This is a genomic window from Candidatus Izimaplasma bacterium HR1, assembly GCA_000755705.1.
Taxonomy (GTDB): domain Bacteria; phylum Bacillota_I; class Bacilli_A; order Izemoplasmatales; family Izemoplasmataceae; genus Xianfuyuplasma.
Genome location: CP009415.1, coordinates 409,158 through 423,927, shown reverse-complemented (window position 1 = coordinate 423,927; position 14,770 = coordinate 409,158). Strand labels below are relative to the sequence as shown.

The following is a 14,770-nucleotide window of genomic DNA, read 5'->3' as shown; positions in this document are numbered from 1 at the left end:
CTTAGTCCACCTCTCTTAAAATATCGATTGGTTTTGTATTTGCTAGTTTGCTAACATTTCTATTACTTAAAATACCTAGTAAAACAAATACTATAACAATATAGAATGCAAGGTTGAAGAAGCTAATATTAGTAATAGTTCCATCATTACCAATACTTAATTTCATTCCAGCAAAGGTTATAACTCCGCTACCTTGGTTTATAACAGTTATAAATACATCATTAATAACATTATTAGCATAATAAATGATACCAATACTCATTATTGCTGCCAATACTACTTCGAATATAATCTCAATAAAGAACAATACTTTAATATCTTTACTAGTAGAACCAACACTACGGTAAATACCAATTTCACCGATTCGTTCGCTTAAAATTACTTGCAACAATATATTAAAGAAGATAATACTAATAAACATCAGTACATTAAAGAATACTCCAAAAAGAATACTAATAGAATTCAAGTAATGATAGCTATCACTATTGACTTTACAACCAGAGTAATCGGCAATATAGAAGACGTCTCCAGCGATTAGTACATTTTCAAACTCAGCACTATCTAGTAAGACATTGTCAATTGAATATATTGCACAAATTTCACCCTCTGCAGGATTCTTACTTTCTTTTCTTATAATTCTAAAGTCATCTGCGTAACCATTACTTGTTTCAAATTCAATTAATGGTAAAGCAAAATTATCTAATGCTATATCAATTGGTTCGTAATTATTATTGATTCCACCTTCTAAATTAATACTAAAATATCCATCTAAATTAACGATTTGATAACCTTCAATAAATAAATTGTTATATGTTTTATAATCCATATATATTATGGCTTCATTATCATTTTCAATGATTCCAGTTATTACCATTTCCTTAAATGTAGCTTGGCTTTTAAAGATTGCATCTCTAAATTCTGTTTCACTTGTACCTAGGATTGCTTCATTATATAGAGCACGATAAACCCGCTCAATATAGCGGTCATCTGTAGGATCTAAGTATGCATCTTTTTCATCAACTACGTAATAAATTGCACTACTTCTTAATAATATGTCAAAATAGTCTTCATCAATTTCATCAACTTGCACTTTGAAATCATCAAGGTATGCAATAAACTCTTCAACTGATTCAAAATATCTATTAAACTGCTCATCTCTAATTGTACTGTTACACTCACGTTGATAATACTCATTTAATTCATCATAGTTATAACAATACATTGGTACATATAAATCAAGGTATCTGACTTCAAGTTGCCCTCCAACTAAAAGTGGATTACTTTCTACAATACTACCATCTTCTAGCTCCACTAAGTTATTTAAATAGTCTTCAACACCAAAGATACCTTCTTCCATACTGAATGTATATTCAGGAATTAAGATAGTTTCATTCACAAATTCTGTTAGATTTCCAATGTCATCACCTAACATAAAATACTCTTGATAAAATTTAGTAGTTACCATTAATTCATCAAAATGTTGTGGATAAAGGCTTTCACCAATAAACAAATCATTATAACTATAAGTTTCTATATGTGATTGATCGAATAATCTTACTTTATACTGAGACAACATATCGGGATATAAAGGCTCATTATAAGTTCTTTCTGCTCCACCAGATGCTTCTGATATCGCTACATCTGGAGTATATCCAGTCACTATCTCACTATCAACATCATCGTATATAGCATTAAACTCACCTTGTAAATCGGATACAGCCTTTTCATAATCGCCAACAGTTATGGCATCTTCGATAGGGACCAAGCTAAAAGCATAGCTATTAGCTTTATTTAAAGCTTCAAAATATGCATCATAACTATCACTAACTCCTCGTTCTATTCCACTAAAAAGAATTGTAAAACTAAAAGCAAGAGCAAGTGATAAAGCTGTAAAGAATGTTCTTAATAACTGTGATTTTATCTTATTAAAAGTTAATTCTAATTTATCACCTAAACTTAAGTTTGTTGGCTTTATCTTGCGATATACGTTCTGATAAGTTTGTTCAATATCTTCTTTGATTAAGTCATTAACAAACTCACCTTCTGATAATTCAATAATTCTTGTTGCATGTTCATTAGCAATTCCTCTATCATGAGTAACTACAATTACTAATCTTTCTTTACTTAAACCTTTAATTAATTCAATTACATTCTCACTTGTTTTATGATCTAAAGCTCCAGTAGGTTCATCAGCTAAGATAATTGCAGGATCTTTAACAAGTGCTCTAGCAATAGCTACACGTTGTCTTTGCCCTCCTGATAACTGCCCTGGTAGTTTATGTATATGATCAATGATTCCCACATCAGTAAGAATTTGCTTAATTTTTGCATCTTTTGTTTTTCTATTTGATGAATGTTGATATTTCAAGGCAATTTCAACATTCTTATATACACTTAAATATTCTATTAGGTGGTATTCCTGGAAAATAAATCCGATTTTTTCATTACGAATAGCATCCCAATGTCCTTCATTAATATTCACGATGTTATTTCCTTCTAGGAAATAATCCCCTGAATTAGGCGTATCAAGACCACCTAATATATTAATTAATGTAGATTTACCACTACCACTTTTTCCAACAACTGCTACAAATTCGCCACGTTTAAAAGACGTAGTCACTTTATTAAGTGCTACAATTTTTCGTCCTTCTTTTGTTTCGTAAGTTCTTTCAACATCTACTAGACGTAAAATTATGTCTCCGCGGCTCATCTATCTCACCCACTTCTTAATGCATCTATTGCCCTCATATTTGCAGCTCTAAATGATGGAACTAGAACACTCACAAATAAGAATCCTACTGCTCCTAAAATTACATATATACTAAATGAAAGTTCATAACTGAACATTTCATTAACTCCGAAGAGCCCGTTAAATACCGTTAAATCAACTACTATCCATTTGTATAACCATTTGAACCCAAAGGCTATCCCAGCATAAATAACTGAATTAATCAATAAAATCCTAATTGCGGTTTCAACTGTTTCAAATACAAACATATTTCTAATACTTTTCTTACTAACGCCGATACATGAATATATTCCAATTTCTTTAATTCTTGAAGAAACAGAAGAAGCAACAATGTTTACATCAATCGTTCCTGATATAATTATTAAACTAAAGAATATTGCTAAATACATATAATAAAGCATATCTTCTAATGATTTAGTTTCTTGATATTCCCGTAATTGATCATTAGTAATCACATAACCCAATTCATCTCCTAAATCATTAATATTAATACCTTCATCAATATTGTTTAGGTAAAATCCGATGCTGTGATCATAATACTCATCAACTCTAGTAAAACCTTTATTATCTCTTAAATCATCTAAATAGCCTTTAAATCCTGCGTTAGGAGTGAAAATATGACCTGAGTAATTAATTCCTTTATAGTAACTATTAAGAACGCCACTAATAACAAATTGATAGCAATTGCTTTCAATTACTGAAATACTTATACTTTGATCAATAATCGTTTCACCGCAAACATAAAGTGATCTACCAACAAAATCATATAATGAATTAACTGGTTTTTCTGTATCAAGATTATTGATATCTTCCAAACTATACTTATAGAACCTTACTAACAGAAACTCACTTGAAACAATTATTTCATTATCTGCAACTGGATATTCTCCAGCAATTAGTTGATTATCTAAATAGAAATTACTTCTACTTTTTGGTAAAGAAACCATTTTAGGGCTATAAACTCCTTGGTTATAAGTTGGTTCACCAGATTGAATAGGCAAATAAGTACTTGCTAGTGAATCTACTAAATACAATTCAGAAACAAAGTGCTCATAGTAATCAGTTGCTTCATTAACATTGCTTTCTAGTTCTAAATTAGTGATAACTCCATCACTATCAGCACTTTCAATATCACTTATAATATACTGTTCATAATTATTGTTTATATTAAATAGATTGAAATTATAGGTTGTTATGTTCTTCATTACAATATTTACTACTAACAACATACTAATACTTATTACAAAACTCCATAAAATCCTTCTATTTATTTTTTTCTTCTGTTTATAGTTCTCTCGAGCTATCTTTCTTGTAAAAACAGGATTATTTGGTACATATTTTCTATGAAGAGGAACAAAATGTGTTTTTCCTACTTCTAAATCCCCTTCAAGTTCTGGGAATTGTTTTAATAAACGCTTTTTAAGTCTTCTTGTTACCTTTGTTTCATAAGATAAAACCTTATTAGTTGTATCTCTTGTCACGCTGTTTCTTTCTTTTACTACTTCATCACTAATAACTTCCCCGTCATGAAGCCTAACTACTCTAGTAGCATTCTTATAAGCTAAATCTTCATCATGGGTAACCATAATTATGATTCTACCTGCAGAGAACTTTTGTAATAGTTCTAATATTTCTTTAGCGGTTGTACTATCAAGAGCTCCTGTTGGCTCATCAGCTAGAATAATAGTTGGGTTAATAATGATTGTTCGGGCTATAGCCACACGCTGTCTTTGCCCACCACTAAGTTCACTAGCTAACTTATCTTCAATACCTTCAAGATCCACTTCTTTTAGTAATCTTCTTGCGATGTCTCGCGCAATATTATTATCACTACCTGTAAGAATTAAAGGTAATACTACATTTTCCATAACAGTTAAATGATCTATTAAATTGAATCTTTGGAAGATGAATCCTATTTCCGTATTCCTAATTTCACGCCATTTTGAGTCGTTAAATTTGTCTACATCTAGTTCATTAAACAAGATTTTACCTCTAGTTTTACTATCTACCCCACTGATCATATTTAAGAATGTAGTTTTACCGCTACCACTTTCACCTAAAATAGCGATAAACTCACCTGGTTCAAACCTAAGATTAACATCTTTTAATGCGATGAAATCTCTTTCTTTAGTTGGATATATCTTTTCTAGTTCGCGTACTTCAATCATAAGTTATCACCATCCCTAATCGCTTGAATAGTGTCAATGTTAGCAATTTTCTTATTTGAAACACGTTTGATGATAAATTTGTAGATAAACACATAGAAGATAATTGAAACAAATACTATAACTAAAGTATTCATTATGAATACATCGTATAAATTGAAGTCAAAGAATAAGCCTAATAATGGCATATAGAAATGATGAATTGGCGCATTAGTGAAAAACTGTAATTTACTTAATACAAATAGTACTAAGATAAAACTTCCATAACTAAATAAAGCAACACGGCGATTTTCCAGTTTTACCATACTGTGTATATCATCATATGATGTACCTAGAACACGTAAACTTGCTAGTTCTTTGATCCTTCTCCTAGTTGCAGTTTCATAGATGTTTCCGTAAAGGTTTATCAGTACAATACTTAGGAAAGTTATTGAGATTAATAAAACCAAATATATTACTATATATAAAACAACCATAACAATACTTCTAACAGCATTAGTACTAATACTACTTATTAACAAGTCGAGATTAGTATTTTGCATAAAGTTATTAAACGTTTGGTTTTCTTCTAAGTTTTGAATCATAACTACAATTTTGTCTAAGAAAGGAAGATTTTCAATAAAGAATCGCGGTACTACAACATATACAAGTGATAGTATGCTCCCTGATTCTCTTTCAAAACTACTAACTAGTTGCAATGAATAGCTTTCTTCATGATAAGTTTGATAAAATTGATTATTAAGTAAATGTCCATATTCGTTATATATTATTAGATTTGTACTTTCTTGATAAGTTAATCTAGAGAAATCTCCGTAATTCTCGAGCATATCGACATATTCTGAACTTTGTTTCAATCTTTCATATGCTGAATCTGCATAATCTAATAAGTCTTCTGTTTCTCTATTATTAATGTTACATGTTGAACAAAGGTAATTAAATTCATCTCGATCGTTAATTACGTGCATATGTTGCGCTATGTAATATCGTAGTAAATCACCGTAAGTAAGACCTTCAAACATTTCATTGTTAACTAAGTTATCCAAGAATAAACCACTTGGACTCTCTCCATTTAAATCGGCTTCAACATAATCAGCAACTATTGCACTTGCTGTATTTAGTGTCGTAATCCATGTTTCAAATTGATTGTGGATATCTTCTTCAATACCACCAACATACTCTTCTTCAAACTCAGCTTCAATTGAGGCAATATCGTATAGTTCATAGTTTTCTTGAGATATCTCAGCATATTGAATACTTCTTCCAAAATCACCAACAGTTGAATTATCAATGACTTCAAAGTTAATGTGTTCATCCGCTTTCTGGCTAAAAATAAAGCTAAAGTTCTCTCCTGAATCATCTGCAATGAAGATATCTTCTCTCATTTCTAAGTATGGATTTATGTCCCCATCAAAGTTTATTAGTCCAACAATAGTAAATTCATTTTCCTCAGTCTCAAAGCTTATAGTATAAGAATTACCTTCATCATCAATAGTTATTATATTTTTAGTGATTTCTATTTTCCTATCTTCTTCAGATAATTTAAAAAACTCGTCACTAATCATATCACTAGGAATAACTTCCATAATATTCCCATGTTCATCTTTAAAATTAGAAGGATTAAGGATTTCATATTCAAACAGGTAAGCAACAGGAATAACTACTTCAAATGTATCTGAAGGCAATCTACTGCCTTCTAACATGTGTTCATTAAGGATTTCTTCGTTACTTTCAGCATAAACATGATTAAATTGATAAATTGAGTCGTGATTTAAATCAGAATCCATAAATTTCGTCACCGAAACGTATGGTTCAGGGAATGTTACAATATTTTGATAGGTATATGATAAATCCTCAAATATAACATCTTCATTTTGCTGTTTTAAAATTATCGAAGCATTATTGTAATAAACACTGAATACATCTCCATTACCGTCTTCTATAAGTGCATTTTGAATAAATTTTATCTTCTCTTGCTCATATTGATATTGGTAATACGGATCAACGAACAACTTGTTAAAGAAGCGATTTCTTTCAATTTCAGTTTGTGAGAAATCGTTAATAAACATACTATCAACATCATAATAAAGAACACTTTCTTCCTCATCCATTTCATAGATATTTTCCGTGAAATAAAGGACATTATCATTATTCATTGTTCTTGTATACATAGCTTTTTCGTTAAATCCACCAAATGTCTCGGTTACAAAGTTCAATCCAAATACAATAGTTAGCAAGAACACGGTAAAAATAAGAGCACTAAATAAATGTAACCCTATGTTTCTATAAAAAGACTTACTTGCATAAGCTTTTTTACCATGAAAATCATCACTTGTTTGTAAGAATCTATATATTCTTGTATTTAGCTTAGAATTACGCATTCTTTGCTTAATTAAGCGACGTTTCAATTCTTCATCAATATCGAATTTCTCTTGATTATTTAATCTAAAGTCTTCTAAATCAACACCTAAATCTTTTAAGACTGTGACTTTATTTTCTTCAGTCATCTTCTCTTCAATATCAATGATTTTTTGAATTCTTTCATCATCTTTATGAATTTCTTTGTCAATAATTAAATCTAATTCATCAACATGTATTTTACTAGGATCAGTTATCAATTCATTTTTAATAGTATAACCACTTTTTAATTCAATTACACGTGACCCGAAGTCACGCACAATCGCTTTATTATGCGTTGCGATAAGTAATAATTTTGTACGACATAAGTCTCTTAATAATTCTAATATTTCATTAGAAGTACGTGAATCTAATGCTGCAGTTGGTTCATCAGCAATTATGATATCAGGATTCTTAACAAATGCTCTAGCAATAGCTACTCTTTGCTTTTGCCCTCCACTTAATTCATATGGGAATTTATCGGCGTGATCTCTTAAACCTACAAGTTTTAAAGCGTGCAATGCAGCTCTTTTTCTACTTCCTTGATTAGTAACACCAATTACTCTTAAAGCAAGTTCAACATTCTCAAGAACTGATAAGTTATTTAGTAGTACATAATGTTGGAAAACAAACCCAATACGTCGTTTTCTTATTGTATCTATTTCTCTTTCTGATTTTTCTCGCATGCCTTCACCATCAAGAACATAGTGTCCAGCATACTCACGATCAAATCCGCCCAGGATGTTTAGTAGCGTACTTTTTCCACTACCACTTTTCCCAAGTAAAACAACAACTTCACCTTTGTCAAGTTGATAATTGATATCACTAAGTGCAATTACGTTATAGTTCACTGTCTCATATACTTTAGTTAAATTCTTAAGTTCAATCATTCGCTGGCTAGCATCCTAATCGTATTACTACGTGATATTCTATAGGCTGGAATCAAACTACCTATCATGAATAAAACGAGTACTATACCAAATATTGGTAAGATATGGAGATAATGTAAGTGGAAGTCCACTAAAATACTCTCCGTGTTTATGAGCAGTGATATAAATGAACCGTAAACTATTTGCACAAAGTTTACGAAAAATTGATAGTAATCAGCATATAGAATACTTCTAAAATCAAGTACTCCGTTTAAGAGCAACATTAATACCGAAGTATAAATAAGTGTATCTTTAAAAATTGCTAATGTAAACTTAATTGGACGAAGCATAAACAAGATTCCTATAGATTCTTGAGAAGCTCCAAAAGCCTTTAATACAGCAATTTCCCTTTTCTTATTAATAATGTTTATTGTAAAAACAAATAGGTAACTGACAATACAGAAGCCAATTAGAATATACAAAATAAATTGAATTAAGATAGTTATGTTTTGTTCTAAGAATTGATAGATGAAGTCTAGAATAATATTCCTATCTGCCACTTCACTTTGAACAAAAAAGTTTAGGTATTTATTAGTAAATACATCTAAATTTTGATTAATAACACTTATCACAATAAAAAGAGTTAAAGAAATGCTAAACGTCCTAAACGTATTACCGAATTTCTTCTTATCAATATCCATACTCACAAAGGAGTACTTCAAAAGATTAAAGAAACCAGCTTTGCTTTCCTTTAACTTCTTAATTTTTTTGTCATTACTACCAGTAAATACGAAATCGCTTAAGATTTCGTCCTTTACTACTGTTCCATCAACTAACATAATGATACGGTTACTATATTTCTTGGCAAATTCCTCATCATGAGTAACCATTATGACAGTTTTTGTTTCAGATAATTCTTTTAATAAATTCAATATCTCAACAGCAGTATAATCATCAAGAGCTCCAGTTGGCTCATCACAAAGAATAATTTTTTGATCATTAACAATAGCTCTTGCAATTGCTACACGTTGTTGTTGCCCACCACTTAGTTCAGGCGGTCTTACTTTTATGTATTGTTCCAATCCGACTTGTTCCAAAGCTTCTTTAGCCTTTTCCCTAGCGTCTTTAAAACTAACACCATTAAGAATTAATGGTGTAGCTACATTATCTAGAACTGTCATATCTTTAACTAAATTGAATTCTTGAAATACAAATCCAATATAGTTATTTCTGATTACATTAATTTTCTTCTTATTTGCTTTAGAAATATCTTGGCCATCTATGATGATTTTACCTTTATCATACTCCAATAATGTGCTTATTACGTTTAAAAGTGTAGTTTTTCCCGATCCACTTCTACCGAGGATCGATACAAAACTACCTTCTTCTATATTCAAATTAATCCCTTTTAGGACATGTGTGGTGTTGCTACCATGGGTATAGCTCTTATGTAGATTCTTGATTTGAAGCATGCTCATGTAATCACCACCTTTTTTCCAACTATATATATAATACTAAAATTATGTGTATATAATATGAATTACTACAGATTTCTCTCGGCTTCAGTTAGTCGTAAGTAGTTAGGATTTAGTCCATGAATATCTTCAACTAACTCTAGAAGTTTACTGCATAGTACTTTAGGTATATTGGGTTCTCCAATACTTACGATTTCATACTCTTTAGTCAGAGAACTCTTATAATCCTCTAGATTAGTTAATTCTTCTTTACTAACTAATTCTAGCCCTTTATCAGTATTCTTATACAATCCTAAGAAAGAGTTTCCTCTTCTTGCATCAATCTCAGGTAGTATTAATTTATCACCATTATATGAGCTAGCAATCAAAGCCAAACTACTGATAGTTTTAACAGGAATATTGTTGTTCCAACCAAACATCTTAGCTACAACGACCCCTATTCTAAGACCAGTATAACTACCAGGACCAATACCAACTATGATCTCATCTAAATCACTAACTTTAAGATTGTTGGCTTTAAAAAGCACTTCAATTTCAGTCATTAATTTAACAGAATGATCATTATGCCCCGCTTCATAGAATTTTCCGATATTATTCTCATTATCAAAAAGACCAACATAAAGATATTTTGTTGCTGAATCAATTACTAATCTTTTTAACGATTTCTTCATATTTTCCAGTCCCTTCTATTTTTAATAAACGTCTAGTTTCACCGATTATCTCTATTTCAATAACCATTTTCTCCTCAGGTAAGCTATTGATGATGTTTTTATACCATTCAATAACACAAACACCTTCACCGTATATGTATTCCTCCAAATCATAATCAGAACCAATACCATTTAATCGGTAGACATCCATATGATTTAAATCTAAATCACCCTCATAAATTTTCATAATCGTAAAAGTCGGTGAATTAATGTTATCAGTAAAACCCATTCCTTTACCCATATACTTAGTAAACGTAGTCTTTCCGGCCCCTAAATCACCTTCAAGACATAAAATAAAGCCTGGAAAAACTTCCTTGCTCACTAATGTAGCAAAGTTCTTCATTTCTTCAATGTTCTCAATTATCATTTCTTTATACATATTCTCACCACTTATACTAATTTTCTATAAGAAGATTATAACATAATAATTATTTATGTTATATGTTTTTGTTATGATATAATCACAATAAGGAGTGATTTTATGGACCTAATATTATATAATCCGAAATCAAAAAACAGTAAAGCAAACATCCAAACACACAAACTAGTTAGAAAATACAAAATCGAGAAAAAACCCTTTAGATTAAAAAATATTCTGAAAATTCATGATATGAAGAAATATTTAGAAGATAATAAGCGCTTTGAGAACATCATCTTATTAGGTGGTGACGGTACTATAAACACTCTAGTAAATAATGTATTTGATTATGACATAAAGCAATCGTTTCATATTAAGAAAAATGGTTCAGGAAACGACTTCTTACGATCGCTAAAAAACAAAGATAAGAACCCCCAATATATTATGGAAAACACATTAGATCAAGAAGAGACACATCACTTTATTAATGGAACGGGATTTGGCTTAGATGGGCTAATAATTGATTATGTGGATAAAGCAAAAAACAAAGGGAAATTGAGTTACTTTATCTGTTCTATAAAAGGAATGATGAGTTATGTACCTGAACCTTTAGAAGTAGTAATTGATGGACAGAAATATAACTTTGAAAAAGCATATATGGTAGTAATAAATAATGGTAGATTCGTTGGTGGGGGAATGCAGATTACTCCTAACGCAAACATCGATGATGAGGACTTAGATGTTATCATTGTTCATGGTTTATCTAAGTTTATGCTATTAATCCTATTTTCAACAATATATTTAGGAATCCACACCAAATTTACTAAATGGGTCTTCTATAAAAAATGCAAATCCATTAAAGCAACATTCACAACACCTCAGATTTGCCAATCAGATGGTGAAAAACATGAAGATGTTACAAGTATGGAAGTTAAAAGTTCAGAAAAGAATATTCATTTAAGAGCATATTAAAAAAAGGAGCAAATTTTGCTCCTTTTATATTTCTTTCATATATGCTGTTTTCGAATCGATCGTTGTCTCCACAAATCCCATTTTCTTAAGATAATTTATGTGCATTAACTCATCAGTAAATGTTACAAATTTCTTAAACCCTAACTCTTTAAAATATTCTTTGTTCTCATCAAAAACAAACGAACCCATTTTAAAATCTCTATACTGGGGAACAGCGTAATCAAGCTCAATATTAAGCGTCTTACTATCTAGCTTGTTTCCTGAGAACAATCCAGCTAATGTCATATTTCTTAAGACATATAACTTCACATCTGAACCAGAAATGTAGATTTTATCTAATTCAATAAACTTGTTTATATCATCTTGGTAAAAATCTAAAAACGAACTTAATAATTCACTGTCTTTTGTTATTGGTTGTAATTTGAAGTAGTCTTTAGAAGTGTACATTTTGACTAAGTAGTAAGCATCAATAATTACTATTCCCAAATTCATAACTCCTGTTGGTAAACTTTCTATAATAAAGAATGCATATAAACCAAATAATACTGCACCTATCAAGTTAATCCATCTAAGTTTTTTTAAAGAACTCATTAACAGCGAAACTAAGACGATAAGTGATGCAACATAACCAATCCAATCTGCAACTGAAATCTCTAGAAATAACGTGTTTCTAATCCAATCTAACATATTAATTAATACCTCCTAAATAAAGTATATAAATTTTATAATTAATTTCTTCTTAATGCAAGTAATATATTATGTTTTCTGCTTTAGTTTATTAAAAGGCTTTATTTCCGAGACAATTACTGCACTAACAATCATGAACCCTCCAATAACAATATTAAGTGACAATACTTCATTTATAATAAGTACTGCTCCTATTGCAGCTACAACACTTTCTAATGTCACAATTAAGCTAACTCTAGTTGGCAAGCTGTACTTAAGAGCGTATCCTTGAACCAAGAATCCAAGACCCGTATTTAAAACACCTAAGAACAACAATGGCCAGTAATCTAATATTTCTACATTAGGTAATGTTTCAGAAACTGCCATAAATAATAATGATAAAACACAAGATACAATAATATTAACAAAAATGAATACTGCTGGATCTAAATCATATTTCTTTTGATAGAAAGAACCAGTTATAATATTAAAAGCCACCAGAATAGCACATATGATTGTATAGAAATCACCAATGTTAAATGAGTTAAATTCGTTCTTACTATAGAACATTAAGAACATTCCAATAACAGCTACTACCACAGCAATTATGTTGTAAAAATCAACCTTTTTCTTGAAGAATAAAAAGTACAAATAAGGTACAAAAACAATATTTAACTGTGTAATAAATCCATTTTTAGATGCCGTTGTATAGACGTTTCCCAATGTTTGGAAGTAGAATCCAAAGAATAGGAATAGTCCAGTTATTGTTCCAGTTACTAAGTATATTTTATTTATCTTTTTAAGTCTCTTAAAATATACTAACCCTAGAAGAATTGATGCAGTAAAAAAGCGTCCAACCATTATTGTGTTTGGACCAAATCCACTATTAATAGCTAATTTAGTAATAGGAAATCCTAATCCCCATATTACAGTTGTAAATATCAGTGCTATTTCTGAATATGTTCTCTTTTTACTCATAATTTCTCCTATCAAGAAAAAGCAATTCACGAAGAATTGCTTATTTTTTTAATCTTGCTTTTAGTTCTTTAGTAATTTCTTCATATCCTGGTTTTTCTAATAAACCAAACATATTTCTTTTATAGTCTTCAACACCTGGTTGATTAAAAGGATTAACACCTAATACATAACCACTAACTCCACATGCTATTTCAAAGAAATAAACCATGTATCCAAAAGTATAAGGAGTTAATTCTGGAACATTAATTATAATGTTTGGAACACCACCATCAGTATGAGCTAACAATGTCCCTAAAAATGCTTTTTTATTGACATAATCAACGGATTTTCCAGCTAAGTAATTTAAACCATCAAGATCTCGTTCATCTTCTAATACAGCCATTTCTCTTCTTGGCTTTTCTACATTTATTACTGTTTCAAACAAATGTCTTTCACCATCTTGGATGTATTGTCCTAAACTGTGTAGATCAGTACTAAATGATGCGCTTGCTGGGAAAATTCCTAAGTGATCTTTCCCTTCACTTTCACCAAATAATTGCTTCCACCATTCCCCTACGAAGAATAATGATGGTTCATAGTTTACTAACATCTCAATCTTCTTACCATTTCTATAAAGTAGATTTCTAATTGCTACATACTTATAAGCTTCATTATCTAAAGAAGGTTCACTATATTCATTTTTTGCGTCTAGTGCCCCTTTCATAATTGCATCTATGTCAACCCCTGTAGCGGCTATAGCTAATAATCCGACCGGTGTTAAAACACTATATCTTCCTCCAACATTATCTGGTACAACATAAGTCTCATAACCCTCTTTGTCTGCTAAAGTTCTTAAAGCTCCTTTAGCTTTATCAGTAGTTGCGTAAATCCTTTTATTTGCCCCTACTTTTCCATATTTATCAATTAAAACTTTCTTAAAAGTACGGAAAGCAATTGCAGGTTCAGTTGTAGTTCCTGACTTACTAATAACATTGATACTAAAGTCTTTTCCATCAATGTAATCTAATAAATCCATCATGTATGTACTTGAAATGTGATGTCCAACAAAAATAACTTCAACTTTTCTATTTTTATCAAAATGCTTATTTAACATATCAATAGCAGCCTTTGCTCCTAGATATGATCCCCCAATACCAATAACAAGTAATACCTCAGAATCTCTTCTAATTTTAGCTGCTGATTTTTTGATTCTACCAAACTCATCTTTATCATAATTTTCAGGTAAAGTAACCCATCCCAAAAAGTCATTTCCAAGCCCTGTTTTATTGTGAATATCATTGTGTGCCTTTTTAATTTCTTGTTCTAATAAAGCCATTTCCCCATTTTTAACAAAAGGTAATGCATTACTATAATCAACCTTGATATATTTACTCATTTTATACCTCCTTATTTCAAATAAAATATTACCATATAATTAAATAAATGTATATAAAA

The 14,770-nt window shown here is 30.3% G+C and carries 10 protein-coding genes; 1 reads left to right on the top strand and 9 read right to left on the bottom strand.

Features of this window, described 5'->3' with window-relative positions:
* Position 1: 1 nt before the first annotated feature.
* The 6 genes from KQ51_RS09315 to tsaE form a co-directional block, all read right to left on the bottom strand.
* Positions 2–2,710 (bottom strand): ABC transporter ATP-binding protein/permease, encoded by a 2,709-nt coding sequence (locus KQ51_RS09315; RefSeq protein WP_052609064.1) that lies wholly within the window; start codon positions 2,708–2,710, stop codon positions 2–4.
* Between the two features lie 5 nt (positions 2,711–2,715).
* Positions 2,716–4,917, bottom strand: a complete 2,202-nt coding sequence (locus tag KQ51_RS09310) for an ABC transporter ATP-binding protein/permease (protein ID WP_052609062.1) — start codon at positions 4,915–4,917, stop codon at positions 2,716–2,718.
* Complete coding sequence (locus KQ51_RS02215) at positions 4,914–8,198, bottom strand: ABC transporter ATP-binding protein/permease (protein ID WP_038468384.1); 3,285 nt, start codon at positions 8,196–8,198, stop codon at positions 4,914–4,916. Before KQ51_RS02215 ends, KQ51_RS09310 begins: the two co-directional genes overlap by 4 nt.
* The gene (locus KQ51_RS09580; protein ID WP_071162082.1) at positions 8,195–9,655 is read right to left on the bottom strand and encodes an ABC transporter ATP-binding protein/permease; all 1,461 of its coding nucleotides are present in this window, start codon (positions 9,653–9,655) and stop codon (positions 8,195–8,197) included. Before KQ51_RS09580 ends, KQ51_RS02215 begins: the two co-directional genes overlap by 4 nt.
* A gap of 65 nt (positions 9,656–9,720) precedes the next feature.
* Complete coding sequence (gene tsaB / locus KQ51_RS02205; RefSeq protein WP_038468382.1) at positions 9,721–10,323, bottom strand: tRNA (adenosine(37)-N6)-threonylcarbamoyltransferase complex dimerization subunit type 1 TsaB; 603 nt, start codon at positions 10,321–10,323, stop codon at positions 9,721–9,723.
* The gene (gene tsaE / locus KQ51_RS02200) at positions 10,292–10,741 is read right to left on the bottom strand and encodes a tRNA (adenosine(37)-N6)-threonylcarbamoyltransferase complex ATPase subunit type 1 TsaE (protein ID WP_038468379.1); all 450 of its coding nucleotides are present in this window, start codon (positions 10,739–10,741) and stop codon (positions 10,292–10,294) included. Before tsaE ends, tsaB begins: the two co-directional genes overlap by 32 nt.
* Positions 10,742–10,843: 102 nt before the next feature.
* Between tsaE and KQ51_RS02195 the strand changes: the two genes are divergently transcribed.
* On the top strand, positions 10,844–11,692 hold the full coding sequence (locus KQ51_RS02195; protein WP_038468377.1) for a diacylglycerol/lipid kinase family protein: 849 nt from the start codon (positions 10,844–10,846) through the stop codon (positions 11,690–11,692).
* A 24-nt stretch (positions 11,693–11,716) separates the two neighbouring features.
* On the opposite strand, the gene KQ51_RS02190 is transcribed toward KQ51_RS02195, so the two are convergent.
* The 3 genes from KQ51_RS02190 to KQ51_RS02180 all read right to left on the bottom strand — a co-directional run bounded on the left by KQ51_RS02190 (position 11,717) and on the right by KQ51_RS02180 (position 14,711).
* Positions 11,717–12,379, bottom strand: coding sequence for a hypothetical protein (locus KQ51_RS02190; protein ID WP_052609060.1), 663 nt, complete (start codon positions 12,377–12,379; stop codon positions 11,717–11,719).
* Between the two features lie 69 nt (positions 12,380–12,448).
* The gene (locus tag KQ51_RS02185; RefSeq protein ID WP_038468375.1) at positions 12,449–13,336 is read right to left on the bottom strand and encodes a DMT family transporter; all 888 of its coding nucleotides are present in this window, start codon (positions 13,334–13,336) and stop codon (positions 12,449–12,451) included.
* Positions 13,337–13,376: 40 nt separating this feature from the next.
* Positions 13,377–14,711: a glucose-6-phosphate isomerase gene (locus KQ51_RS02180; protein WP_038468373.1), complete on the bottom strand. Its 1,335-nt coding sequence runs from the start codon at positions 14,709–14,711 to the stop codon at positions 13,377–13,379.
* Positions 14,712–14,770: the final 59 nt, after the last annotated feature.